General features: G+C 69.4%; 15 protein-coding genes. 8 read left to right on the forward strand and 7 right to left on the reverse strand.

Annotated elements, in window-relative coordinates; all coding sequences use genetic code 11:
* Positions 1–51: 51 nt before the first annotated feature.
* From trxA to CEK65_RS00990, 3 genes are all read left to right on the forward strand, one after another.
* Positions 52–393 carry a thioredoxin TrxA gene (trxA, locus tag CEK65_RS00980; RefSeq protein WP_017908556.1) on the forward strand — a complete coding sequence of 114 codons (342 nt, stop codon included), beginning with the start codon at positions 52–54 and terminating at the stop codon, positions 391–393.
* 242 nt (positions 394–635) lie between these two features.
* Positions 636–2,435 carry a transcription termination factor Rho gene (rho, locus tag CEK65_RS00985; protein ID WP_152180479.1) on the forward strand — a complete coding sequence of 600 codons (1,800 nt, stop codon included), beginning with the start codon at positions 636–638 and terminating at the stop codon, positions 2,433–2,435.
* A 123-nt stretch (positions 2,436–2,558) separates the two neighbouring features.
* Positions 2,559–3,359 carry a hypothetical protein gene (locus CEK65_RS00990; RefSeq protein ID WP_152180480.1) on the forward strand — a complete coding sequence of 267 codons (801 nt, stop codon included), beginning with the start codon at positions 2,559–2,561 and terminating at the stop codon, positions 3,357–3,359.
* A 62-nt stretch (positions 3,360–3,421) separates the two neighbouring features.
* Here the strand turns inward: CEK65_RS00990 and CEK65_RS00995 are convergent, their stop codons facing one another.
* The 7 genes from CEK65_RS00995 to CEK65_RS01025 all read right to left on the reverse strand — a co-directional run bounded on the left by CEK65_RS00995 (position 3,422) and on the right by CEK65_RS01025 (position 17,668).
* Complete coding sequence (locus tag CEK65_RS00995; protein WP_153753178.1) at positions 3,422–4,315, reverse strand: energy transducer TonB; 894 nt, start codon at positions 4,313–4,315, stop codon at positions 3,422–3,424.
* 61 nt (positions 4,316–4,376) lie between these two features.
* Positions 4,377–6,116, reverse strand: a complete 1,740-nt coding sequence (aceK, locus tag CEK65_RS01000) for a bifunctional isocitrate dehydrogenase kinase/phosphatase (protein WP_152180481.1) — start codon at positions 6,114–6,116, stop codon at positions 4,377–4,379.
* 258 nt (positions 6,117–6,374) lie between these two features.
* Complete coding sequence (locus CEK65_RS01005; RefSeq protein WP_152180482.1) at positions 6,375–8,606, reverse strand: NADP-dependent isocitrate dehydrogenase; 2,232 nt, start codon at positions 8,604–8,606, stop codon at positions 6,375–6,377.
* A gap of 478 nt (positions 8,607–9,084) precedes the next feature.
* Positions 9,085–9,567, reverse strand: coding sequence for a hypothetical protein (locus CEK65_RS01010; protein WP_152180483.1), 483 nt, complete (start codon positions 9,565–9,567; stop codon positions 9,085–9,087).
* A gap of 226 nt (positions 9,568–9,793) precedes the next feature.
* Positions 9,794–11,149 carry a Gfo/Idh/MocA family oxidoreductase gene (locus CEK65_RS01015; RefSeq protein ID WP_043094521.1) on the reverse strand — a complete coding sequence of 452 codons (1,356 nt, stop codon included), beginning with the start codon at positions 11,147–11,149 and terminating at the stop codon, positions 9,794–9,796.
* 64 nt (positions 11,150–11,213) lie between these two features.
* Positions 11,214–14,186, reverse strand: coding sequence for a TonB-dependent receptor (locus tag CEK65_RS01020; RefSeq protein ID WP_043094519.1), 2,973 nt, complete (start codon positions 14,184–14,186; stop codon positions 11,214–11,216).
* Between the two features lie 119 nt (positions 14,187–14,305).
* Complete coding sequence (locus tag CEK65_RS01025; protein ID WP_152180484.1) at positions 14,306–17,668, reverse strand: TIM-barrel domain-containing protein; 3,363 nt, start codon at positions 17,666–17,668, stop codon at positions 14,306–14,308.
* 323 nt (positions 17,669–17,991) lie between these two features.
* Between CEK65_RS01025 and CEK65_RS01030 the strand changes: the two genes are divergently transcribed.
* The 5 genes from CEK65_RS01030 to CEK65_RS01050 are packed head-to-tail and all read left to right on the forward strand — an operon-like array spanning position 17,992 to position 23,358.
* On the forward strand, positions 17,992–19,146 hold the full coding sequence (locus CEK65_RS01030) for an SIS domain-containing protein (RefSeq protein WP_152180485.1): 1,155 nt from the start codon (positions 17,992–17,994) through the stop codon (positions 19,144–19,146).
* Complete coding sequence (locus CEK65_RS01035) at positions 19,139–20,077, forward strand: ROK family protein (protein WP_152180486.1); 939 nt, start codon at positions 19,139–19,141, stop codon at positions 20,075–20,077. Before CEK65_RS01030 ends, CEK65_RS01035 begins: the two co-directional genes overlap by 8 nt.
* A gap of 15 nt (positions 20,078–20,092) precedes the next feature.
* Complete coding sequence (locus CEK65_RS01040; RefSeq protein WP_152180487.1) at positions 20,093–21,427, forward strand: D-tagatose-bisphosphate aldolase, class II, non-catalytic subunit; 1,335 nt, start codon at positions 20,093–20,095, stop codon at positions 21,425–21,427.
* A gap of 33 nt (positions 21,428–21,460) precedes the next feature.
* Complete coding sequence (locus CEK65_RS01045) at positions 21,461–22,237, forward strand: DeoR family transcriptional regulator (RefSeq protein ID WP_026143390.1); 777 nt, start codon at positions 21,461–21,463, stop codon at positions 22,235–22,237.
* Positions 22,234–23,358, forward strand: a complete 1,125-nt coding sequence (locus CEK65_RS01050; protein ID WP_152180488.1) for an amidohydrolase family protein — start codon at positions 22,234–22,236, stop codon at positions 23,356–23,358. Before CEK65_RS01045 ends, CEK65_RS01050 begins: the two co-directional genes overlap by 4 nt.
* The last annotated feature ends 200 nt before the right edge of the window (positions 23,359–23,558 follow it).

Genomic DNA, 23,558 nt, shown 5'->3' on the forward strand with positions numbered 1-23,558 from the left:
GCGGCGGCCACCCGGTCCGGCCAGTCGCATTGGCCCAGGAGAACCCCCAAAGTGAGCGACAAGGTCCTTTACGTCGGCGACGCCGATTTCGATGCCACGGTGCTGCAGTCCGACGAGCCGGTCCTGGTGGACTTCTGGGCCGAGTGGTGCGGCCCGTGCAAGATGATCGCGCCGGTGCTGGACGACCTCGCCGACGCCTACGACGGCCGCCTCAAGGTCGCCAAGGTCAACGTGGACGAGAACCGCGCCACCGCGATCAAGTACCACGTGCGCTCGATCCCGATGCTGCTGCTGTTCAAGAACGGCCAGATCCAGGCCACCCAGATCGGCGCGGTCGGCAAGGGCCAGCTGACCCAGATGATCGACAAGACCCTGGGCGGCAGCGCCGCCTGACGCCCGCTGCCGGCGTCCGCTCCGCAACCGGGGCGGCGCCGCGGCAGCCCGGCCGGCGCAGCATCGCCGGCGGCTGAATCGCCCACGAACGCCTGCTTGCCGTGCCTGCGTGGCGGTGATAGTGTCGATACATCCGGTGGCATTCGCACACCGCACCCCCTCTGGAAGATTCTCTCCCAGACCTCCTCCCAACCCCGTATGCCCCCACGCTGGGCGCTCGCACTCTTAGCGAGGAACACCACTTGTCCGATCACACCATGTCCGAACCCGGGAGCGCCGACGCCCCCGCCGAGAAGCGCGTGCGCAAGCCGCGCGTCAGCAAGGCCGCGAGCGGCGCGGAAGGCGCCGCCGAGCACGGCGCCCCGGCACAGCCGACCCTGCCGCTGAATCCCGCGCCCGCGCCTGCTCCCGTCCAGACCGAGGCGCCGCGCGCCGCGGCCCCGGAGTCGGCTCCGGCCCCGGCCTCAAGCGGCGGCCAGAGCCACGGCGGCGGCGACGCTCCGGCCCAGCAGGGCGGCGGCCAGGCGTCCGAAGGCGGAGAACCGCGCGAAGGCCGTGAGCCGCGCGACGGCGGCAACAACAACCGCTTCAACAATCAGAACCAGAACAACCAGAACAACCAGCAGGGCAACCGCCGCGATCGCTTCCGCAATCGCCGCGACCGCGACCGCAATCAGCGCGGCGGCGACCGCTTCCAGGACAACGGCCTGCCCAGCGACAACGGCGGCAACGAGCCATTCGTGCCGCGCCCGCACGCCAGCGTTCCGGAAGGCTTCCCGATCTACTCGCTGAGCGACCTGAAGAAGATGCCGGCGCAGAAGCTGCTGGACATCGCCGAGCAGCTCAACATCCAGGACGGCGTGGCCCGCGCGCGCAAGCAGGACGTGATCTTCGCCCTGCTGAAGGTGCTGACCCGCCACGGCGAAGGCGTCGCCGCCGACGGCGTGCTGGAAATCCTGCCGGACGGCTTCGGTTTCCTGCGCGCGGCCGAGGCCAGCTACCTCGCCGGCCCGGACGACACCTACATCTCGCCCAGCCAGATCCGCCGCTTCAACCTGCGCACCGGCGACCACCTGTCCGGCCGCATCCGCTTCCCGAAGGACGGCGAGCGCTACTTCGCGCTGTCGATCGTCGACACCATCAACGGCGAACCGCTGGAAGCGAGCAAGAACAAGGTCCTGTTCGAGAACCTGACCGCGCTGTTCCCGCGCAAGCGCTTCACCCTGGAGCGCGGCAACGGTTCCTCGGAAGACATCTCCGGCCGCATCCTCGACCTGATGGCGCCGCAGGGCAAGGGTCAGCGCGCGCTGATCGTGTCCCCGCCGAAGGCCGGCAAGACCATGCTGATGCAGCAGGTGGCCACGGCGATCACCACCAACCATCCGGACGTGCACCTGATCGTGCTGCTGATCGACGAGCGCCCGGAAGAAGTGACCGAAATGCAGCGCACCGTGCGCGGCGAGGTCATTTCCTCGACCTTCGACGAGCCGGCCGCGCGCCACGTGCAGGTCGCCGAAATGGTGATCGAGCGCGCCAAGCGCCTGGTCGAACACAAGAAGGACGTGGTGATCCTGCTCGACTCGATCACCCGCCTGGCCCGCGCCTACAACAACGTGGTGCCGTCCTCCGGCAAGGTGCTCAGCGGCGGCGTCGACGCCAACGCCCTGCACCGCCCGAAGCGCTTCTTCGGCGCGGCGCGCAACGTCGAGGAAGGCGGCTCGCTGACCATCATCGCCACCGCGCTGGTGGAGACCGGCAGCAAGATGGACGAGGTGATCTACGAAGAGTTCAAGGGCACCGGCAACAGCGAAGTGCACCTGAACCGCCGTATCGCCGAGAAGCGCGTGTACCCGGCCATCGACATCAACCGCTCCGGCACCCGCCGCGAGGACCTGCTGATCGAGCCGGAACTGCTGCAGAAGATCTGGATCCTGCGCAAGCTGCTGCATCCGATGGACGAGATCGCGGCGATGGAATTCCTGCTGGACAAGATGAAGAACACCAAGTCCAACGACGAGTTCTTCGGTTCGATGAAGCGCTGAGTCCAGCGCCGGCTCGACCGCAACGCCCCGCTTCGGCGGGGCGTTCGCGTTTGTGGCCATAGGCCATGCCCGGTGACGGGCCGATACAGGTTCCGACGGTCTTTCGACTTAGACGCGGGTGAGATGTGCGGCATTCGCCCCGCCGTGCCCGCCGCCATGCCCGTCACCGCCAACGCCGCCGTCAGCAAGGTCGCCCCGGTCACCCTCGGTTTCTGGGTGATGAAGATCTGCGCGACCACCCTGGGCGAGACCGGCGGCGATCTGCTGTCGATGACCCTGGATGTCGGCTATGCGCTGAGCAGCGCGCTGCTGCTGGCGGTCTTTCTGGTCTCGCTGTGGGCGCAGCTGCGCGCGCGCCAATTCCAGCCGTGGCGCTACTGGTGGGTGATCCTGACCACCAGCACCGCCGGCACCACGCTGTCGGACTACATGGACCGCAGCCTGGGCCTGGGCTACGCACAGGGCGCGCTGCTGCTGGTGAGCCTGCTGGTCACGGTACTGGCGACGTGGTGGCTGTGCGAACGCAGCCTGTCGGTCGCGCGGATCGGCAGCGTCCGCGCCGAGGTCTTCTACTGGCTGGCGATCCTGGTCTCCAACACCCTGGGCACCGCGCTGGGCGATTACCTGGCCGACAGTTCGGGGCTGGGTTTCGCCGGCGGCGCGCTGCTGATCGCGGCGCTGCTGGCGGCAATCGCCCTGGCCTACGCGTTCACCCGGGTCTCGCGCACGGCGCTGTTCTGGGCGGCGTTCGTGCTGACCCGCCCGTTCGGCGCGACTCTCGGCGATCTGCTCAGCAAGCCGGCCGGCAAGGGTGGCCTGGACCTGGGTACGGTCGGTGCGTCGCTGCTGCTGGCCGGACTGTTGCTGGCGGTGCTGGTCGTCTCGACGCGACGCCGCGACGACGACCGCCGCGCGGCGCGCTAACGTCGGCGGGTGGTCTACGCGGGGCAGCCCGGCCTGTAAGACCGGGCGAACACCGTCGCCGATCAACCGCCCTGCAGCGGCGTCAGCAGGCGCGGGCCGCCGTTGCCGGCCATGTACACGCCACCGGCCGGCAGCAGGTCCGGCGAGAAGCCGGCAGCATCCTCGTCGGCACTCCACGGCGCGCGCTGGCGCGGGCCAGGCACGTAGCTCATCCAGCGGCCGTAAGCCGACGGCGCACCCTGACGGGGCTGGTCGAGCAGCGCGTAATCGACTGGCACGCGCACGTTCCAGTACGGCGCATCCACGTGCTTGCCTTCGCTCGGAGGGCGGAAGGTCCACTTGCGCGCCGCGCCGAGCGCGCTCTTGCCCAGCAGGTCGCGCAGTTGCTGCATCTGCTGCTCGGACGCCACCACGCGCAAATTGACCTGCTCGACAACGGCATCGGCCACGCGGCCATCGCGGCCCACCTTGAGCACCAGATACGCCGAGCCCGCGGCACCGACGCTGTAGGCCGCTTGCGGATAGGCCGGCGGCTTCATCTGAATCGCGGTCACCACGCTGTGATCGCTCGGATCGTAGCGGGTAAAGTCGGCACTGCGGATCTCGATCTGATAGTCGTCGCCTTGCAGGCGTTTGGCGACCAGTCGCAGGGTCATCGGCGCGCGCGCCGGCACCGGCTTGCCATCGCGCATGCCCGGCTCGAACTTCCACTGCATCACGCTGTTGCGGACGAAGCCAACCACGCCCTCGGGCAGACGCTCCTGCTGGTCCAGCGCCAGCGCCGACACCGCGCCGCTGGGCTCGATGTCGATGGTGCCGCTCACCAGCATGCTGCTCTCGATCTGCTTGCGCACCGCGCCGGGGCCGACCCCGTCGGCGGCAACGGCAGTCGATGCCAGCAACAGCGACAGCACGGCGCTCCAGCGCCACCACGAACGGAGGGATCGACGGTGCATCGCGCATTCCTTTGCCTGAGATGAGGCGCCGATTACAACGCACTGGCGGCCCGCCGGCAACTCAGGCAAGGCGCAGCGCGTCCGGGTACGGCGGCGCGTCCGGATAATCGTCCTCGCGCAGCCGTGCCTGCAGGTCGCGCCACCACTGCGGATCGAACAGCTCGCCGTGCGCATGCCGTACCGCCTCCAGCGAGGCCGCGGGCAGGCCCATGAACATCGCGAAGCGCTCCGGGAACACATCGCGCGGGGCGACGTGGAACCATGGTTCGGCGGACATCGCCTCTTCCTCGTTGCGCGGCTGCGGCCAGTCGCGGAAGTTGCAATCGGTGACCAGGCACAGTTCGTCGTAGTCGTAGAACACCGCGCGTCCCTGCCGCGACACGCCGAAGTTCTTCAGCAGCATGTCGCCGGGGAAGATGTTGTTGCGGGCCATGTCCTTGATCGCCTGCGCGTAGTCCAGCGCGGCCTCGCGCGCGGCCTCGGCGCCCTGCTCGCGCAGGTACAGGTTCAACGGGCGCAGGCGCCGCTGCACGTAGCACAGCTCGACGATCAGGTCGTCGCCATCCTCGCGCAGGCTGCGCGCGCAGCCCTCCATCAACTCTTTCAGCAGCGCCGGCGCGAAACGCGTGCGTGGGAAGCGCAGCGAGCGGTACGGCTGCGCGTCGAGCAGGCGGCCGACGCGATCGAGGTTGAACACCAGCGCGTACTTCTCCTCCACTTCCTCGCGGCTCATCGTCTTCGGGTAGGCGAAACGGTCGCGGATCAGCTTGAACACCAGCGGATAGCTGGGCAGGGTGAACACCGCCATGACCATGCCCGGCGTGCCCTCGGCGTGCACCAGTTGTTCGTTGGGATGGGCCTGGAAGTGGCGGAAGAAGGTGCGGAAGCGCTCGGTCTTGCCCTGCTTGGCGCGGCCGAGCATGGTGTACAGCTCGTCGATCGGCTTGTGCGGCAGCAGGCTGCGCAGGAACACCACCGCATCGCCGACGGTGGCCAGGTCGGCCTGGAAATAGCTGCGCGAGATGCCGAACAGCTGCGCCACGTCGTTGCGCTTGGTCAGCACCGCTTCGGCGCGCAGGCCCTGTTCGTCGTTGACCAGGGCGATCACGCACGGCGAGAAGCGGTGTTCGCCGAACACACGGCCGATCAGGTAAGCGCGGCGCTCGCGATAGAACACCGTCTCCAGCAGTTCGATGCCGCGCACCGGGTTCTCGCCCCAGTGGGCGAGGTCGTCCTGCAGCCGCACCGCGATGGCCGCCGCGCAGCGCGTGCGGTGCGCGTACGGCATGTCGAAGCGGTAGTCGCCGAGCACACGCACGAACGCGTCCACCGGCCGCGCCTCGGACACCACGTAGTTGTGCCGCGCCACCGGATGGGTGATGGCGTCGGTGGGCTCGATGTCCAGCGCCACGAACTCGATCTGCGCGTCCACGCCCTGGGTGCGGAAGAAGCGCCGGGTCAGGGTGTTGTAGAAGGTCTTGTACAGCTCCTGGTCGATCAGCGCGGCGATCAGCTCGGCGTAGTGGTCGCGCGCACGGATCCACAGCGCGCGATCGTGCGCCTGGCCGAGCAACACCGCGCGCAGGCGCAGCATGCACTCGGCGATGCACTGGTCGTACAAGGCGATGCGTTCGATCGCGTCTTCGCGTGCCGCGCTCCAGTCGCGGGCCTCGAAGCGCTGGCGCGCACGCGACGAGATCTGCGCGAAGCGCGCGTGGTAGTCCTCGAACGCCTCGAAGACGATGCGGCCGATGACCAGGGCACGGCGTTCGGACGGCAGCGGCAGCGGTGTGGAGGGCATGCCCGCAGTGTACCCAGGTGGTGGCGTCGCGCGGGTGTCGGGCACCCTGCCACGCTCCGTCTCGTGCGCACATCCAGCGACCTGCTTCGCCAGGATCGAGCCGGACGCAGGTCGGCCGTAGAAGCGGCTTCAGCCGCGACCGGCCGTACCGGGAACGCCCTGTCGCGGCTGAAGCTGCTCCTACCGGACGCTTCCTGCGCCGGAAACGCAAAGGGCCGCCCCGAGGTGCGGCCCTTTGCGTCACATCCAGTTGGGCGATCAGGCGTTCAACGTCGCCAGGGCGTCGTTGAGGGTCTTGCTCGGCCGCATCGCCTTGCCGATCAGCTCCAGGTTCGGACGGTAATAGCCCTGGATGTCGACCGGCTGGCCCTGCACGCCGTTGAGCTCGGCGACGATGGTCGCTTCCTGCTCGGTCAGCTGCTTGGCCAGCGGGGCGAAGCGGGCCTTCAGCGCGGCGTCCTCGTCCTGTGCGGCCAGCGCCTGCGCCCAGTACATGGCGAGGTAGAAGTGGCTACCGCGGTTGTCCAGCCCGCCGACCTTGCGCGAGGGCGACTTATCGTTGTCCAGGAACTGGCCGTTGGCCTGGTCCAGGGTGCGCGCCAGCACGCCGATGGCGGCATCGTGGTGGCGCTGGCCCAGGTGCTCCAGCGACGCGGCCAGGGCCAGGAACTCGCCCAGCGAATCCCAGCGCAGGTAGTTCTCTTCGACGAACTGCTGCACGTGCTTGGGCGCCGAACCGCCGGCACCGGTCTCGAACAGGCCGCCACCGGCCATCAGCGGCACGATCGACAGCATCTTGGCGCTGGTGCCCAGCTCCATGATCGGGAACAGGTCGGTGAGGTAATCGCGCAGCACGTTGCCGGTGACCGAGATGGTGTCCTCGCCCTTGCGGATGCGCTGCAGCGAGAACGCGGTGGCTTCCACCGGCGGCAGGATGCGGATGTCCAGGCCGTTGAGGTCGTGGTCCTGCAGGTAGCGCTCCACCTTCTGGATCATCAGCGCATCGTGGGCGCGCTGCGGATCCAGCCAGAACACCGCCGGGGTGGCGCTCAGGCGCGCGCGCTCGACCGCCAGCTTGACCCAGTCCTGGATCGGCGCGTCCTTGGTCTGGCACATGCGCCAGATGTCGCCGGCTTCCACCGCATGCTCCAGCAGCACCGTGCCGCCGGCATCGGTGACGCGCACGCTGCCGTCGACCGGGATCTGGAAGGTCTTGTCGTGCGAACCGTATTCCTCGGCCTTTTGCGCCATCAGGCCGACGTTGGGCACGCTGCCCATGGTGGCCGGGTCGAACGCGCCGTGCAGCTTGCAGTCCTCGATCACCGCCTGGTACACGCCGGCGTAGCAGCGGTCCGGGATCACCGCCTTGGTGTCCTGCAGCTTGCCTTCGGCGTTCCACATCTTGCCGGAGTCGCGGATCATCGCCGGCATCGACGCATCGACGATCACGTCGCTGGGCACGTGCAGGTTGGTGATGCCCTTGTCGGAGTTGACCATCGCCAGCGCCGGACGCTGCGCGTACAGCGCCTGCAGGTCGGCCTCGATCGCAGTACGCTGCGCTTCGGGCAGGCTGGCGATGCGCGCGTACAGGTCGCCGATGCCGTTGTTGGCATCGAAGCCCACCTGCTTGAGCGTGGCGGCATGCTTGTCCAGCACGTCGCGGTAGAACGCTTCGACGACCACGCCGAACATGATCGGGTCGGAGACCTTCATCATCGTCGCCTTCAGGTGCAGCGAGAACAGCACGCCCTGCTGCTTGGCATCGGCGATCTGCGCCTGCACGAAGGCGGCCAGCGCACGCTTGCTCATCACCGCCGCGTCGATCAGCTCGCCGGCCTGCACCGCGGTCTTTTCCTTCAGCACGGTCACCGCGCCGTCCTTGCCGACCAGCTCGATCTTGACGCTGCCGGCCTGTTCGATCAGCGCCGAACGCTCGCTGCCGTAGAAATCGCCGGCGTCCATGTGCGCCACGTGCGACTTGGACTCGGCGCTCCATGCGCCCATGCGGTGCGGGTGCTTGCGCGCGTAGTTCTTCACCGAGGCCGGCGCGCGGCGATCGGAATTGCCCTCGCGCAACACCGGATTGACCGCACTGCCCTTGACCTTGTCGTAGCGCGCCTTGGCCTCCTTCTCCTTCTCGTCCTTCGGCTCGTCCACGTAGTCCGGCAGCGCATAGCCCTGCTGCTGCAGTTCCTTGATCGCGGCCTTGAGCTGCGGCACCGAGGCGCTGATGTTGGGCAGCTTGATGATGTTGGCTTCCGGCGTGGTCGCCAGCTGGCCCAGCTCGGCCAGGTCGTCGGCGATGCGCTGGTCGTCGCGCAGGTATTCGGGGAACTGCGAAATCAGGCGGCCGGCCAGCGAGATGTCGCGGGTCTCCACAGCGATGCCAGCAGTGCCGGCGAACGCGGCGACGATCGGCAGCAGCGACTGCGTCGCCAGGTACGGGGCTTCATCGGTGAGCGTGTACAGGATCTTGGGCGTATTCGACATGACGCGACGGATGACCTCTGGCAGGGGGAAATAGGCAGCACCGACAGTACGGCGGCGTATGTTTTCTTGTAGTTTCGCGATGCCGCCAACCGCCGGACATCGGCCGTCCATTGTCGCGTGTCTGCCGGCTGCGGGCAAAGCGCGGGGTCCGCCGTCCGCCAGCGCGGTTCATGCGCGCTCCATCACTGGGAGGGCGCTTCAATCCGCGGGGTGCCGATGGACGCCGTGCGTGGATCGACACCTGCGGCTCACGCCGCCGGACGAATGCCGGGAGCGGGCGTGAGCAGTAATGCGGCGCCACCCGTCTCTGCCGAATGACAGCACACCATGCGGCCGGGCTTTCTCTCTCGGCGCCCAAGATCATCTCCGCGATGACGCGCCGCCTGTGTAGATCGGATTCGCTCTACAGCTCGACCGCCAACCGGCGTGGCCGCGCTACGCCTTCCTGGGAGTCATCCGCCTAACTGGATAGCCGACCTCAGACGTACCCGAGCCCGCGCCAGTAGTCCAGCGGACGCCTGGCGGGCACGCCCAACGACGCCGCAATCTCGAGAATGCGCGGCACGTCGCGCCGGTAGACCACAAACAGGTGATTGTCTTCGGTGGTCATATCGTCGATTTCCACCACGTCGTAGCCGTCGCCTTCGTCCGTCCACTCGGCAAGGTGGCGGTCCAGCCAGGTGTAGTACTCGGTCTGCGTCCCCACGTTCTTGGGAAAGGCAGGGAATGCGTCGCCCATCATCTGGCAGAGCTCGTGGTGGACATCGATCATCTTGTCGCCGTTGGCGGAGTAACGCTCCATCGCCGCGGTGATCGCGACTGCATACGCCTGTTCCTCGCACTCGGTCCACTCCAGCTCCGGCAGGAAGGCTTCGATGTCCCGAACGATCTCGCTTCGTTCGTCGGGTTCGGTGCTGCCGGAAGAAAGAAGCTCGACGAGTTCCAAGAGGGGTGCGTTCATTGCGCTCACTGACGGCTAAAGGATGATCGACGCCCAGCCCAGGCCGGCCATCCACCCAAGGCGAATCGGCCCGACCGCAACACTGGACACGCAGAAAAAAGCGCGCCGGAGCGCACCACGCGCGGCACTATAGCCGCTGGTGTTTGACATGCAAGTGTCCGTGGAGCGAAACACCCGGCCGCCACCCGGCACGGATGCAAGGCGTGGAGTACCGGGGCGACCGCGCTCAGTACGTGCCGTCGAACGCAAAGATCGGCGTGCGCTGGCGCCACGCGCCCGCGGTGAAATCCGGGAATGCGACGGTCTGGAAGCCGCTGGCGATCGACTGTTCGGACAGCGGGGTGATCGCGCTCCAGGTCACGGCGTCGTAGATGTCGATCGGCATCGGTGCCCTCGCCTTCAGTGCTTCGACGAAGGCGTGGATGACGAACCAGTCCATGCCGCCGTGGCCGGCGCCGGCCGCGGTGGCGGCGTAGCGCGTCCACAGCGGATGCTCGTACTGGTCCTGGTAGGGCTTGAAGGCTTCCCATTGGTGCGGCGGGCTGCGGCCTTCGAGGTGGATCGACTGGTTGAGATCCATCCACAGGCCCTTGGTGCCCTGCACGCGGAAGCCCATCGAGTAGGGACGCGGCAGCGAGGTGTCGTGCTGCAGCAGGATGGTCTCGCCGTTGGCGCAGGCCAGGGTGGTGGTGACGACGTCGCCCAGCTTGAACGCCACCTTGGTGCTGGGATGGGTGTTGCCGCCGCTCTTGGCCACGGTGTAGTCGTGCAGGCCGCGGGCCTTGCTGGCGAAGGCGTTGAGATGGGTGATGCGGTTGCCGCGGTTGATGCCGGCGTACATCGCGCACGGGCCGATGCCGTGGCTGGGGTACAGCTCGCCGTTGCGCTGCACCGAATGCGCGGTACGCCAGCGCGCTTCGCTCCAGCCCTTGGCACCGAACTCCACGCCGCTGTCGTAGGGCTGGTCCGGGTCGCCGGAGTTGAACTTCACCCCGCGCAGATCGTGCTGGTAGCCGGCTTGCAGATGCACCAGTTCGCCGAACAGGCCCTGCCGCACCATCTGCAGCGCGGCCATCACGTCGCGGCGGTAGCAGACGTTCTCCAGCAGCATGTACGGGGTGCCGGTGGCGAGCTGGGCGTTGAGCACGTCCCAGTGGTCCTGCAGGGTGATGCCGGCCACCACCTCGCAGCCGACCGCCACGCCGGCCTGCATCGCCGCGATCGCCATCGGTGCATGCCACTCCCAGGGCGTGGCCACGATCACGCCATCCAGGCCCTTGTGTGCCAGTACGCGCTTCCATGCATTGGCGTCGCGGTCCTGGCCGTAGGCGGTGGGTGCGGGCTTGCCGGCCTTGGCGACCATGGCCATGGCGCGGCCGAGCATGATCGGCTCGCTGTCGCACAGGGCGACCAGGTCCACGTCGTCGCGGCGCAGCAGTTCGGTCAGCAGCACCTGGCCGCGCATGCCGGTGCCGATCATGGCCAAACGCAGGGTGCGCTTGCGCGCCCAGGCCGGTGTCTGCGGCAGCAGGCTGCTGGCGGCGATGGCGGCGCCAGCGGCGATGAAGTCGCGTCGTTTCATGATGTGCGGTCTCCTCTTGGATGCGCGCCGGCGTCGGCCGGCACGCATGCTGCTGCGGGTGCGCTCACTTGAAGCGGTAGCCGATGGTCACGCTGTAGCCGCGGCCGAAGATGGTGGCGTAGTCGCTGGAATCGCCCAGGAAGCTGTTCGGATCGTAGAACGGCAGGCGGTCGAACAGGTTCTTGACGGTGAAGCTCAGGTTCCAGGCATCGTCCGGGCGCCAGGTGACGCTGAGGTTGGCGGTCCACCACGACGGCGCGCCATCGCACTTGCTCGGCTGCAGCTTGAGGTAGCCGGCGGTGCAGGTTTGCGGGTTGTTGTCCTCGGCGTCGATCCGGTCGGTGGCCCACTTGGTGCCGCCGACGTAGTTGACGAACATGCTGGTGGTGACCTGGCGGTAGGTCCAGTCGGCGTTGAGCGTGGCGCGCAAGCGCGGGTTGTTGTAGTAGCCGACCACGTCGCCGTAGTACCAGCCGCTGTCCTGGTCCATGTAGAAGCGGTTGCGGTTGGCGATGGTGGCGGCCAGGCCGATGTTCAGCCCGCCCCACTGGCCGAGCGAGAAGCGGCTGCGCGCGTCGATGTCGAAGCCGTCGACCAGGGTCTTGCCGCGGTTGCGGTACTGCCCGACCACACTGGCGACATTGCCCACGCTGTAGCCCGGCAACGTGCCCGGGCAGGCCACGCCGCTGGCCGGATCGGCGCACATCGCCGCCAACTGCGCGAGGTTGGCGCGGTCGCTGTCGGTGATCGGCGAGCGGGTCATGGCGGTGATGTCGCCGGCGCGGCGGTAGTCCGGGGCGACGATCTCGTTGTCGCGGTAGATGAACCAGTAGTCGGCCGAGACCGACAGCCAGTTGGCCGGCTCGTAGACGAAACCGAGCGTGGCGATCTTGGCCTTCTCCGGCTTCAGGTCCGGGTTCGGCTGGGTCATGCGCGCCACGGTGCGGCTGCAGTCGGCATTGAGCAGGCTCTTGCCCAGATCCACGTCGCCGCTGCGGCGCGACTGCAGCAGCAGGTTAGCGATGGCATTGGTCTCGCCGCAGCGCACCTCGTCGCGGTAGCCGCCCAGCTGCGCATAGACGCCGCCGCTGCCGGACTCGGCCAGGCTGGGCGCGCGGAAGCCGGTGGAATAAGTGCCGCGCAGCAACAGTTGCTCGAAGGCCTGGTACTTGAAGCCGACCTTGGGCGCGAGGTTGGTACTGAAGTTCGGGTACTTGTCGGCGCGCAACGCGGCGTCGAGTTCCAGCTTGTCGGTGATCGGCGCGACGGTCTCGGCGAACAGCGCATAGGTGTTGCGCTTGCCGTCGAACCAGGAGCCGCCCTGCTGGGTGATCAGGCCGTTGGCCGCGTCCGGGTTGCCGGGGGTGTAGAAGGTCTCGCGGCTGGCGTTGAAGCCGAACGCGGCGCGCATCTCGCCGGCCGGCAACTGGAACAACGGGCCTTCGATCTTGCCGTCGAGGGTGTGCAGGCGCGTCCACGATTCGATGTCGAAGGTGGGGAATGCTTCGCGAATCAGCGCGGCGTTGGCGGCGCTGATCTCGCCGAACCTGTACGCCGGGTGGTCGGAGATGATCACCCGGCCGGTGCCCGGGTCGATGGTGAACGGGCCGAACGCCTTCTCGAAGCCTTTCACGTTGACGTTGACGGTCTGGTAGGTGACCGAGTGGGTACCGGCGGTGGCGAAGGCGGTTTCCCAGTTCCAGTCGCCGAGGCTGCCGCGCGCGCCGCCGAGCACGCGGTAGCTCTTGTCGGTGTTGCGCTGGCCGAAGTAGTCGGGGCCGGCGTCCTGCAGCAGGTACTGCAGGCCGACCACCCCGCCCATCATCGCCTTCAACTGCGGGCTGGCATGGTTGTACTCGTTGTTGGGCCCGAGGAACGGATACAGGAACTGGTTGACGGTGTTGCCGGTGTTGCGCGAGAACCAGCTGGTGGGGTTGCCGGTGGTGGTGTTGAACGCGCGCGGGGTGCCGCCGTTGGCGCGCAGGTCGATGTCGGTGTAGGTGGCCTCGGCGAACAGTTCGGTGCTGGCGCCGACCAGGAAGGTGCCGTTGAGGTAGGCGGTGTTGCGTTCGGACTTGGCGCCGGCGTCGATCTCGTTGTTCAACCAGGTTTCCCACACGCAGCGCGGGCCGGCGGCCTCGCTGGTCAGCACGTTCTGGCAGCCCGGTGCGGCTTCCTGCACGCGGCGCCCGGTGACCGGGTCGAAGGCGAAGTAGCTGCCCGGGTTGAACTGGCCCGGCTTGCTGCCCACGCCCAGGCGCAGGTTGGTCAGGTAGTTGGGATTGTTGACGTAGTACTGCGCCGGGCGCTTGTCGTAGAAGTCGCGCAGCGGGATCGCGTCGCGCCGGTACACGTTGACCGCGCCGTAGACGTTGAAGCGGTTCTCGGTGAGGTCGCCGAAGCCGGCGGTGATGCTGGCCTGGTGTTCGCCGTAGGACTCGATGCGGCTGGAGGTGTCGTTGCTGAAATTGATCTCCGCGCCCTGGAAGTTGCGCTTGGTGATCACGTTGATGACGCCGGCCACCGCGTCGGTGCCGTACACCGCCGAGGCGCCGTCGGTGAGCACTTCCATGCGCTCGATCGCCGCGGCCGGGATCGCATCGATGTTGACGAACTGGGTCTGGAAGCCGGCCGGCGCGCCGTAGTACGACAGGCGGCGGCCGTTCAACAGCACCAGCGTGCCCTGCGCGCCGAGGCCGCGCAGATTGGCCTGCGAGGCGCCATCGGAACCGGTGAACAGCGAGCGCGCGTCCTGTTGCGCCGGGCGTGCCGCGGGCAGGTTGTCGAGCACCTGCAGCAGCGTGCGCGCGCCCATCGCCTGGATGTCCTGCTTGCTGATCACCTGCACCGGCGAGGCGGTCTCCACGTCGGTACGGCGGATGTTGGAGCCGGTGACCTCGACCCGGGCCAGGTCGGTGGCGGCCTGACTGTCCTGCGCGGCGGCGGGCTGCAGGGCGGCGAGCAGGACACCGGCGATGGCCAGGGTCAACGGAGCGAGCGGGCGACAGCGGGGATGGCGGTGACGGGCGGGCAACATCGGGGTTCTCTCCTGGCAGGGTGCGGCGCGAACGCGGAATCGGCGGGCAAAGCGCTCCCGGGCCGCGGCCAGGCGGCCGCAGTCGGGAAAGGCGGGGGAGGAGCGGTGTTACGGGGCGGTCATGGGGCGACGAAGCTGGCGGTGTCGCCCTCCTGACCGATCAGTACGGCGTTGGCCCAATTGGCGCAGACCTGGGCAGGCTGCGGACCCTGCGCGCCGAGCGTGCGCAGGCTCAGCGTGGACAGGCCGCGGATATCCAGTTCCGGCTTGACCACGCCGGGCGCGCTGACCAGGCCGCTGTCGTAGAGCAGGCGGCCATCGCCCCAGACCTGGAACTGCAGACCGCCGGCGCTGCGGCAGGCGTCGTCGATGCCCAGGTCGGCGCGCAGCAGGCGCCAGTCGCCTTGCAGGCGCAGGTCGAGGCGGCTGTCGGCGCCCACGCCCAGGCCGCGGCGGAACTGCAGGCCGTTCATGCGCATGCCGGCATCGCCGTGCAAGGCCTGGTCGGCGCGCACGCGACCGGCCAATGCCGCCGGCAACGCCAGCTCGGACAGATAGCGCTGCTGCGCCGGCCGTTCCGGCGCCGGGTGCTCGAGGATGTGGAAGGTCGACAGCGCAATCGGGCCGACGTCGCGCGGCTGCAGCGCATCGAAGGCGCGCGGTCGGCGCTGCGCGGCGGTGACCATCGGATCGTTGCTGTCGGCGCCGTCGCCCTCGGGGTTCTGCACGCTCAGCACGCGGAAGCGCAGCAGGCGGCCGGCATGCGCCGGGAAGTCGATGCGCTGCACGCCTTCCTGCAAGCGCAGATGGCCGCGCGCCACCGGCTCGCCCCACTCGCCGTTGCTGTCGCCCAGGTAGACCTCGTAGTCGCGCACCTGGCCGTGCTTCCAGTTCTTGTCGTTGCGCGGCGCCAGCTCGATGCCGTCGATCATCTTGCGCTCGCCGAAACCGATCACCCATTCGTGCGCACCGGTGCGCACGGCCTGGTTGCGCACGCTGCGGAACCAGGTGCCCGGGTCGTCGTCGAAAGCGTTCTCCAGCGGGTGCCCGGGCTCCTCGGCCGGGCGGTTCACCACCAGCAGGCTGTCGGCGGGCAGCGCGCGGCCCAGCTCCGGCGCAGCCGGATAGGCGTCGTCGGCCGCAGCGGCGGCGACCGGGAAGTCCAACCGCAGCTGCAGCGGTTGGCGGATGTCCTGCACGGCGGTGCGCACGTGCACGGTGCCGCGGCGCTCCTTGGCGTCGAAGTACCAGCCTTCGCTGGCCTGGGCGAAGGCCGCGGCGTCGGCAACCGTCGGCAGCGCGCGTTCGCCGACCTGCACCGACCGCGGCGCCTGCCGCGCGAGCACGCGCAAGGCATAGCGGCGCTGCGGCAGCTGTCCGGCGTAGCGGCCTTGCACCGGATCGATCCACACCTGCACCGGGCCGCTACCCTGCGCCGGCGCCTGCATGCGCACCACCTGCGTGCTGGACTCGCCCTGCTGGTAGCGGCGGGTGTTGCCGTCGTCCTCGTACAGCGTGTACTGCGAGGCCCCCTGCGGATACAGGTCGAAGGTCACCTCGTCCAGCGGCTTCTCGCCGTCGTACAGCATCGCCGGGTACATCGGCAGGATCGCGCCGGCACGCACGAACAGCGGCAGCGTGGCCAGGTCGACCTGGCGGTCGAGCTGGCGGCCATCGGCGCCGGCCTGCACGCGGCGGCCGTCCCAGTAGTCGATCCAGCCGCCGGCCGGCAGATGGATGTCGCGCCGCCAGCCGCGGCTGGCCGCCTGGCTGCGGTACACCGGCGCCACCAGCAGGTCGCGGCCGAGCAGGAACTGGGTCTTGTAGGTCTCGTCCTGCGCGTGCGGATCGCGCGGGTCCTCCCACATCAGCCCGCGCACCGGCGGTGCGCCGGTCTGCGCGGCATCGTGCACCAGGCCGTACATGTACGGGGTCAGGCGCATTTTCAGCTTCAGGTAATCGCGGTTGATGCTGCGGTACGGCTCGTCGTACCACCACGGATGCTTGCGCGCGTTCGACGACCAGCCGCTCATGCCCATCAGCACCGGGGTGAAGGCCTTCCACTGCAGGTCGCGGGTGAAGGTCTCGGCGCTGCCGCCGAAGATCGCATCCACGTCGCCGGCGGCGTAGGCCATGCCCGACAGGCCGGAGCCGATCAAGGTCGGCACGTGCCAGCGGATGTAGTCCCAGCTACTGCTCTGGTCGCCGGTCCAGGCCACCGCGTAGCGCTGGATGCCGGCCCAGCCCATCACCGTCCACAGGAACGGGCGCGCATCGGAATTGGCGAGGATGCCGTCGTAGGCCTGGTGGTTGGCGTCCATCGCGAACTGGTAGCCCTTGCCAGTCCAGGCCACGTCCAGCTTCTGCACGCGGCTGCCGGCCTTGCCGACTTCCCAGGCGATCTTGTCCACGCCGTTCTCGGTCCACAGGCCGGTGCGGAAGCCATAGCGGGCCAGGCCCTGCACGGTCTCCGGCAGCCTGGTGTAGCCGCAGCCGTAGCCGTCGTTGGGCAGGATCCAGCCGCCGGGCATGTCGTGCTCGCGGTATTGCCGCGCCACGCTGTCGACCACGTCCGGGGTGGTGCCGGTGGGGCCGTCGTGCCAGCCGTCCGGCACGGTGCCGGGCTTCTTGGCGTTGTCGCCGTCGTTGTAGCAATCGGCATCGCCGTAGGACAGCGACCAGCGCGCCAGCATGCTCGGGCGGCCGGTCAACCGGGTATAGCGCTCGATCAGGGCCGGCAGGTCGGCGCCGACGAAGTAGTAGGCGTCGAAGCGGTCTTCGCGGTGCAGCAGCGTGGCCTGGTCGGGCTGGCGCAGATCGTAGCTGCCGTCGCTCCAGGTGTTGCGCAGCATGCCCCAGCCGCGGCTGCTGAGCAGCATCGGCGCCGGGCTCGGGCGATCGCCCTCCTCCCAGCCGCCGGAATACGACACTTCCAGTTCACGGCCCTTGAACTGATAGCGCCCGTTCTGCTGGCCGCCGCCGTAATAGGCTTCATCGGCCTGCGAGGACAGCACCTGCACGCTCTGCGTGGCATCCAGGTCAAGCGGCTGCAGTTCCTGCCACAGCGCGACGGCGCGGCCCTGTTCCAGCCGCTCCAGGCGCAGCCGCAGCGGTTGCCGCTGCACGTGCAGCACCAGCGCATCGGTACGCACGCGCAGTTCCTGCGCGTCGTCTTCCAGTTGCGCCTGCACCGCGGCCTTGGGTTGCGGCAGCACGATCGGGGTGGCCTTGTCGCCGGCGCCGGTGAGCGTGCCGTGGCGCCCGGCCTGCACGCGCACGATGTCCGCCGCCGGCAGTTCGATGCGCAGGCGCACGCCGCGGTCGGTCTGCAGGTCCCAGCCCTGCACGCCGTCGCGGCTGGTGCCGGCAGCGACCGTGCGCAGGTTGCCGACCGGCTCGGCGACGACGGTGGCCGCCACCAGCAGCAGGGCCGGCAGCGCGATCGCCGGCAACAGCGACGAGCGACGAACGCGGTTCTCCACACGACCCCCAAACCCGTTTCCCCGGGCGTTTCGAAAGCGTTGCGCCGACTCTAGGCCAGGGATTTGAAAGATGTCAATAAATTGAAAGCAAAAAACAAGATTTATTTTGGCAAAACGAAAGATATTGCCTCGCATGACTTTGCTTTCATATCACCGGAATCGGCTGATACGGCTTGCCATAGCGACATCCACTTGCACCTTTCGTTTTAGCGAGGGCGATCCGCAGACACATTGGGCACAGGTAAATACTTTCTTTTTTCTTTCGATGTTTGACATTTCGAAAGAAAAGCCGGATGGTGCGCTGGCCCAACAGGAACCACCGCATGGACCTCCTTCCGCTTTCCGATGCATCCGCCTGGCAGCGCCTGGGCGGGGCCGATACCGCCCGCGAGATCGCCCAGCAGCCGGCGCTGTGGCGGACCCTGGCGCAGGATCTGGCCCAGGCCGGCGGCCGCCTGCAGGCCTTCCTCGGCGACCGCCTCGCCGATCCGAACCAGCGCGTGCTGTTCACCGGCGCCGGCAGTTCCGGCTTCATCGCCGAGATGGTGGCCGACGCGATCAATGCGCAGTGGCCGGCCGAGGTGCGCGCGGTGCACACCACCAGCCTGCTGACCCATCCGGCGCTGTACCTGCAGCGCGCGCGGCCGACCCTGCTGGTGTCGTTCGGGCGCAGCGGCTCCAGCCCGGAAAGCGTGGCCGCGGTGGAGCGCGTGCGCAGCGACGTGGACGAGGCGCGCTTCCTCGACATCACCTGCAACGCCGATGGCGAACTGGCCCGCCGCGGCGCCGGCCGCACCGACACCTGCACCCTGCTGATGCCGCCGGCCAGCTGCGATCGCGCCTTCGCCATGACCAGCAGCCTGACCTGCATGCTGCTGGCGGCGCTGAGCGTGTTCGACCGTGCGCCGTGGGACGCGCGCAGCGCGCGCCTGCAGCGGCTGGCCGAACTGGCCGACCGCGGCCTGGCGCAATGGGATGGCGCGGTGGCGGCGCTGGCGCAGCGCCCGTTCGCACGGGTGATCTATCTCGGCAGCGGCCCGCTGGAAGCGCTGGCGCGCGAGGCCGCGCTGAAGGTGCTGGAACTCACCGCCGGCCGCGTGCTGGCGCTGGCCAACACGCCGCTGGGCTTCCGCCACGGCCCCAAGTCCACGCTCGACCGCAGCACCCTGGTGGTGATGCTGCGCAGCGTGCAGCCGCTGGCGCGCCGCTACGAACAGGACCTGCTCGACGAACTGCGTCGCGATGGCGTGGCCGGCCAGGTGCTGGCGATCGGCCCGCATGCGGACATCGGTGCCGGCGACGACCACACGCTCGCCGTCGCCGGCCTGGACGATCCGTGGCTGGCGCCGCTGTGGCTGGGCTTCGCGCAGCTGTTCGCACTGCAGCGTTCGGCCGCGCTCGGCCTGACCCCGGACAACCCGTTCCCCGACGGCACCGTCAACCGCGTGGTCCAGGGCGTCACCATCCACCATGGCTGAGCCCGGCGCGCCCACCTGCTACGGCCTGGACGTCGGCGGCACCAAGATCGAACTGGTGGCCTGCGACGCCGCGCTGCAGGTGCTGTGGCGGCGCCGCGTGGCCACGCCGCAGGGCGACTACGCCGGCTTCCTGCAGGCGGTGGTGACGCTGGTGGCCGCGGCCGATGCCGCGCTCGGCCACCACGACAGCCCGCTCGGCATCGCCCTGCCCGGCGTGCGCGACCGCCGCAGCGGCCGCCAGTTGAGCGCGAACGTGCCGGCGCTGACCGGCCAGTGCGTGGCGCAGGACCTGCAGGCGCGGCTGCCGCGTCCGCTGCGCATCGGCAACGACCTGCAATGCTTCGCGCTGTCCGAGGCGCACGGCGGTGCCGCCGACGGCTACCCCAGCATGTTCGGCGCCATCCTCGGCACCGGCGCCGGCGGCGGCTTCTGCGTGCAAGGCCGCCTGCTCGCCGGCTGCAACGGCATCGCCGGCGAATGGGGCCACTGGAGCGTGCCCGGGCACCTGCTGCAGCGCCACCGCCTGCCGCTGCTCGCCTGCGGCTGCGGCCTGCAGGGCTGCGTGGAGCGCTACGTGTCCGGCAGCGGCGTGGCGGCGATCGCGCGCCATCTCGGCAGCGACGCCGCCGACGCCAGCGCGGCGATCGCCCTGGCCGAGGCCGGCGATGCGCGCGCGCAGCAGGCGCTGGACATCCACCGCGACCTGCTCGGCCACAGCCTGGCCGCCGTGGTGCTGGCGCTGGACCCGCACGTGATCGTGCTCGGCGGCGGGCTGTCGCAATACCCGCCGCTGTACCGGCAACTGCCCGACGCCATCGCCGCGCACCTGTTCGCCGGCGTGCAGGTGCCGCCGATCGTGCCGCCGCGCTTCGGCGATGCCGGCGGCGCCCGCGGTGCCGCGCTGCTGGCCTGCCATCCCGCCTATTCCTGATCCGCCGGAGTGTCCATGTCGCCCTTGCAGACCCTGCTCGCCTCCCATCGCGCCGGCGCCAACGTCGGCCTGTACAGCGTCTGCTGCAGCAACGAACAGGTGCTGCGCGCGGCGATGCAGGTCGCGCTGGCCCACGACACGCTGCTGCTGGTGGAGGCCACCTCCAACCAGGTCGACCAGTTCGGCGGCTACACCGGCATGACCCCGGCGCAGTACCGCGACTATGTCGGCGCACTGGCCGACACGGAAGGCTTCCCGCGCGCGCGGCTGATCCTGGGCGGCGATCACCTGGGCCCGAACGCCTGGCAGAAGGGGCCGGCCGCCGAGGCCATGACGCATGCGCGCGTGCTGATCGAACAGTACGTCGCCGCGGGCTTCCACAAGATCCACCTGGATTGCAGCATGGCCTGCGCCGACGATCCGGTGCCGCTGCCCGATGCCATCGTCGCCGCGCGGTCGGCCGCACTGGCCGAGATCGCCGAGCGCACCGCCGCCGCGCATGGGCTGCCGCCACCGGTGTACGTGATCGGCACCGAGGTGCCGATTCCCGGCGGCGAAGCCTCGCTGGCCGGCGGCCTGCAGGTGACCACGCCGGCCGCGGCCGCGCAGACCCTGGCCATCCACCGGCAGGCCTTCGACACGCCGCCGCTGCGCGCCGCGTGGCAGCGGGTGATCGCGCTGGTGGTGCAGCCGGGCGTGGATTTCGACCACAGTAGCGTGCACGACTACGATCCGGCCGCCGCCGCCGCGCTGGCCGATTTCCTCGAGCAGCAACCGCGCATCGTGTTCGAGGCGCACTCCACCGACTACCAGCGCGAGGACGCGCTGCACGCGCTGGTGCGCGACCACTTCGCCATCCTCAAGGTCGGCCCGGCCGCCACCTTCGCCTATCGCGAGGCGCTGTGCGCGCTGGCCGCGATCGAAGCCGAACTGCTGCCCGCGGCGCAGTGCTCGCAACTGCCGCAGGTGCTGGACGCGGCGATGCAGGCGCAACCCGGATATTGGCAGTCCTACTATCCGGGCGACGCCGCCGCGCAACGCCTGCTGCGCCGCCATTCCTTCAGCGACCGCTGCCGCTACTACTGGGGCGAGCCGACGGTGCGCGCGGCGGTGGACACCTTGTTCGCCAACCTGGAACGGCATGCGCCGCCGCTGGTGCTGCTCAGCCAGTTCCTGCCCGAGCAGTACCGCGCGGTGCGCGCCGGCCAACTCGCCACTACCCCGGCGGCGCTGGTCCAGCACCGCATCGGCCTGTGCCTGGGCGAATACGCCCGCGCCTGCAACGCCAACCGCGCCGGCGCGCGCCGGCCACACGCCGAAGCGGCTGCCGGCGTCGCGGCGAACGGCTAATCTTCCCGGTCGCCCGCGAATCCGAGAATGGCCATGCGCAACACCCGCTCCCGCCGCCAGCAGATCCTGCAGTCGCTGCTCGAACACGGCACGGTGCAGGTTGCCGATCTGGTCGAACGCTTCGACGTGTCGGCGGTGACCATTCGCGCCGATCTCAACCATTTCGAGGCGCAGGGCCTGGCCACCCGCACCCACGGCGGTGCCACGCTGGTGCGCACGCCGCCGCAGGAGCAGGACATCCATGAAAAGGACGCGCTGAACCTGCCGCTGAAGGAATCGATCGGCGCCTGCGCCGCGCGCATGGTGCAGCCCGGCGCCAACATCATCATCGACTCCGGTTCTACCACGATGACCCTGGCCCGCCACCTGCGCGCGCACCGCGACGTCACGGTGATGACCAACGGCCTCAACATCGCCTGGGAACTGGCCAACGCGCCCGGCATCAACGTGCTGCTCACCGGCGGCCAGTTGCGCCAGCAATCGCTGTCGCTGCAGGGCAGCCAGGCCGAGGCCAGCCTCAACGCCTACGGCTTCGACACGCTGTTCCTGGGCGTGGACGGCCTGGACCTGCAGTTCGGCCTGACCACCCACGACGAGGCCGAAGCGCGGCTCAACCACCGCATGGTCGAGCGCGCGCGGCGCATCGTGGTGCTGACCGACGCCTCCAAATTCGGCCGGGTCAGCCTGCACCGCATCGCCCGCCTGGACCAGATCCACGCCATCATCACCGACGCCGGCATCGACGAAGCCACCCGCGAGGGGCTGCAGCGGCTGGGCATCGAGGTGATCGTCGCCGAGCCCGCGCCATGACCGACACCAATTCCCTGCACGGCCGCCTGCTCACCCCGCTGGGCTGGCGCCGCGGCCACGTCCACTTCGACACCCACGTGCGCCGGCTGCAGGTGGACGACCACAGCGGCGGCGACGATCCGCAATTGCCGCTGATCCTGCCGGGCTTCGTCGACCTGCACGTGCACGGCGCCGCCGGCGTGGACCTGATGCAGGGCGGCGACGCGGCGCGGCGCATCGCCCGCGCCCACCTGCGCTTCGGCACCACCACCCTGCTGGCGACCACCATGACCGCCGGCGTCGAGGAGATCGCGCACGCACTGCGCGGCGTCGCCGCGGCCATGGCCGCGCCCGATGCCGACGCCGCCTGCATCGCCGGCGTGCACCTGGAAGGCCCCTTCATCAGCCCGCAGCGGCTGGGCGCGCAACCCGACCGCACGATCGAGGCCAGCCTCGCCCAGGTCCAGCAGTGGCAGGCGCTGGCGCCGATCCGGGTGCTGACCCTGGCGCCGGAGATCGGTGCGCACACCGCGCTGATTCCGGCGCTGACCGCGCTGGGTATCCGCGTGCAGCTCGGCCACAGCGCCGGCAGCTACGAGGACGGCGTGGCGGCGCTGCAGGCCGGCGCGGCCGGCTTCACCCACCTGTTCAACGGCATGACCGGCGTAAACCACTACCGCCCCGGCATCGCCGCCGCGGCGCTGGCGCATGCGCAGTACGCCGAACTCATTCCCGACCTGCAGCATGTGCATCCCGGCGTGATTCGCCTTGCCGCGCGTGCGATCCCGCGCCTGTACGCGGTGACCGACGCCACCGCCGCCACCGGCATGCCCGACGGCGAATACGCACTGGGCGAGCAGCGCGTGCACAAGTGCGGCGGCTGCGTGCGCCTGGCCAGCGGCTCGCTGGCCGGCAGCGCACTGACCATGGACCAGGCGTTGCGCAACCTGGTGCAGGTGGGTCTGGAGCTGGCCGATGCCGCGCAGCGCGTGTCCACCTTCCCGGCCGACTACCTGGGCCTGGGCGACCGCGGCCGCATCGCCCCCGACGCCCGCGCCGACCTGGTGGTGCTGGACAGCGAGCTGCGCCTGCGCCAGGTGGTGGTGGGCGGACGCATGCTGGATCTGCACGTGCCGCACTGATCGCCGTGCGCGGCTGCGCGGTGCTGGCCAGCGGTGGTGCGCGCAGACGCCACCGAGTGGACGGCAAGGCATCGCCCAGGACGTGCGTCGGGATGGAAGAGCGCCGCTGATCCGCCGGATGCAGCTTGCGCCTCCGTGGTAGGAGCGGCGTCAGCCGCGACGGGCGTCCCGGTAAGGCCGGTCGCGGCCGAAGCCGCTCC

Origin of the sequence: Xanthomonas sp. LMG 12459, assembly GCF_009192905.1 — a bacterium.
Classification (GTDB): domain Bacteria; phylum Pseudomonadota; class Gammaproteobacteria; order Xanthomonadales; family Xanthomonadaceae; genus Xanthomonas_A; species Xanthomonas_A sontii.

What these genes read in the sequence shown, in the direction of transcription:
- CEK65_RS00990 (WP_152180480.1), top strand. Translation starts at nt 2,559, where the DNA reads ATGTGCGGCATTCGCCCCGCCGTGCCCGCCGCCATGCCCGTCACCGCC.
- CEK65_RS00995 (WP_153753178.1), bottom strand. Translation starts at nt 4,315, where the DNA reads ATGCACCGTCGATCCCTCCGTTCGTGGTGGCGCTGGAGCGCCGTGCTG.
- aceK (WP_152180481.1), bottom strand. Translation starts at nt 6,116, where the DNA reads ATGCCCTCCACACCGCTGCCGCTGCCGTCCGAACGCCGTGCCCTGGTC.
- CEK65_RS01005 (WP_152180482.1), bottom strand. Translation starts at nt 8,606, where the DNA reads ATGTCGAATACGCCCAAGATCCTGTACACGCTCACCGATGAAGCCCCG.
- CEK65_RS01010 (WP_152180483.1), bottom strand. Translation starts at nt 9,567, where the DNA reads ATGAACGCACCCCTCTTGGAACTCGTCGAGCTTCTTTCTTCCGGCAGC.
- CEK65_RS01015 (WP_043094521.1), bottom strand. Translation starts at nt 11,149, where the DNA reads ATGAAACGACGCGACTTCATCGCCGCTGGCGCCGCCATCGCCGCCAGC.
- CEK65_RS01020 (WP_043094519.1), bottom strand. Translation starts at nt 14,186, where the DNA reads ATGTTGCCCGCCCGTCACCGCCATCCCCGCTGTCGCCCGCTCGCTCCG.
- CEK65_RS01030 (WP_152180485.1), top strand. Translation starts at nt 17,992, where the DNA reads ATGGACCTCCTTCCGCTTTCCGATGCATCCGCCTGGCAGCGCCTGGGC.
- CEK65_RS01035 (WP_152180486.1), top strand. Translation starts at nt 19,139, where the DNA reads ATGGCTGAGCCCGGCGCGCCCACCTGCTACGGCCTGGACGTCGGCGGC.
- CEK65_RS01040 (WP_152180487.1), top strand. Translation starts at nt 20,093, where the DNA reads ATGTCGCCCTTGCAGACCCTGCTCGCCTCCCATCGCGCCGGCGCCAAC.
- CEK65_RS01045 (WP_026143390.1), top strand. Translation starts at nt 21,461, where the DNA reads ATGCGCAACACCCGCTCCCGCCGCCAGCAGATCCTGCAGTCGCTGCTC.
- CEK65_RS01050 (WP_152180488.1), top strand. Translation starts at nt 22,234, where the DNA reads ATGACCGACACCAATTCCCTGCACGGCCGCCTGCTCACCCCGCTGGGC.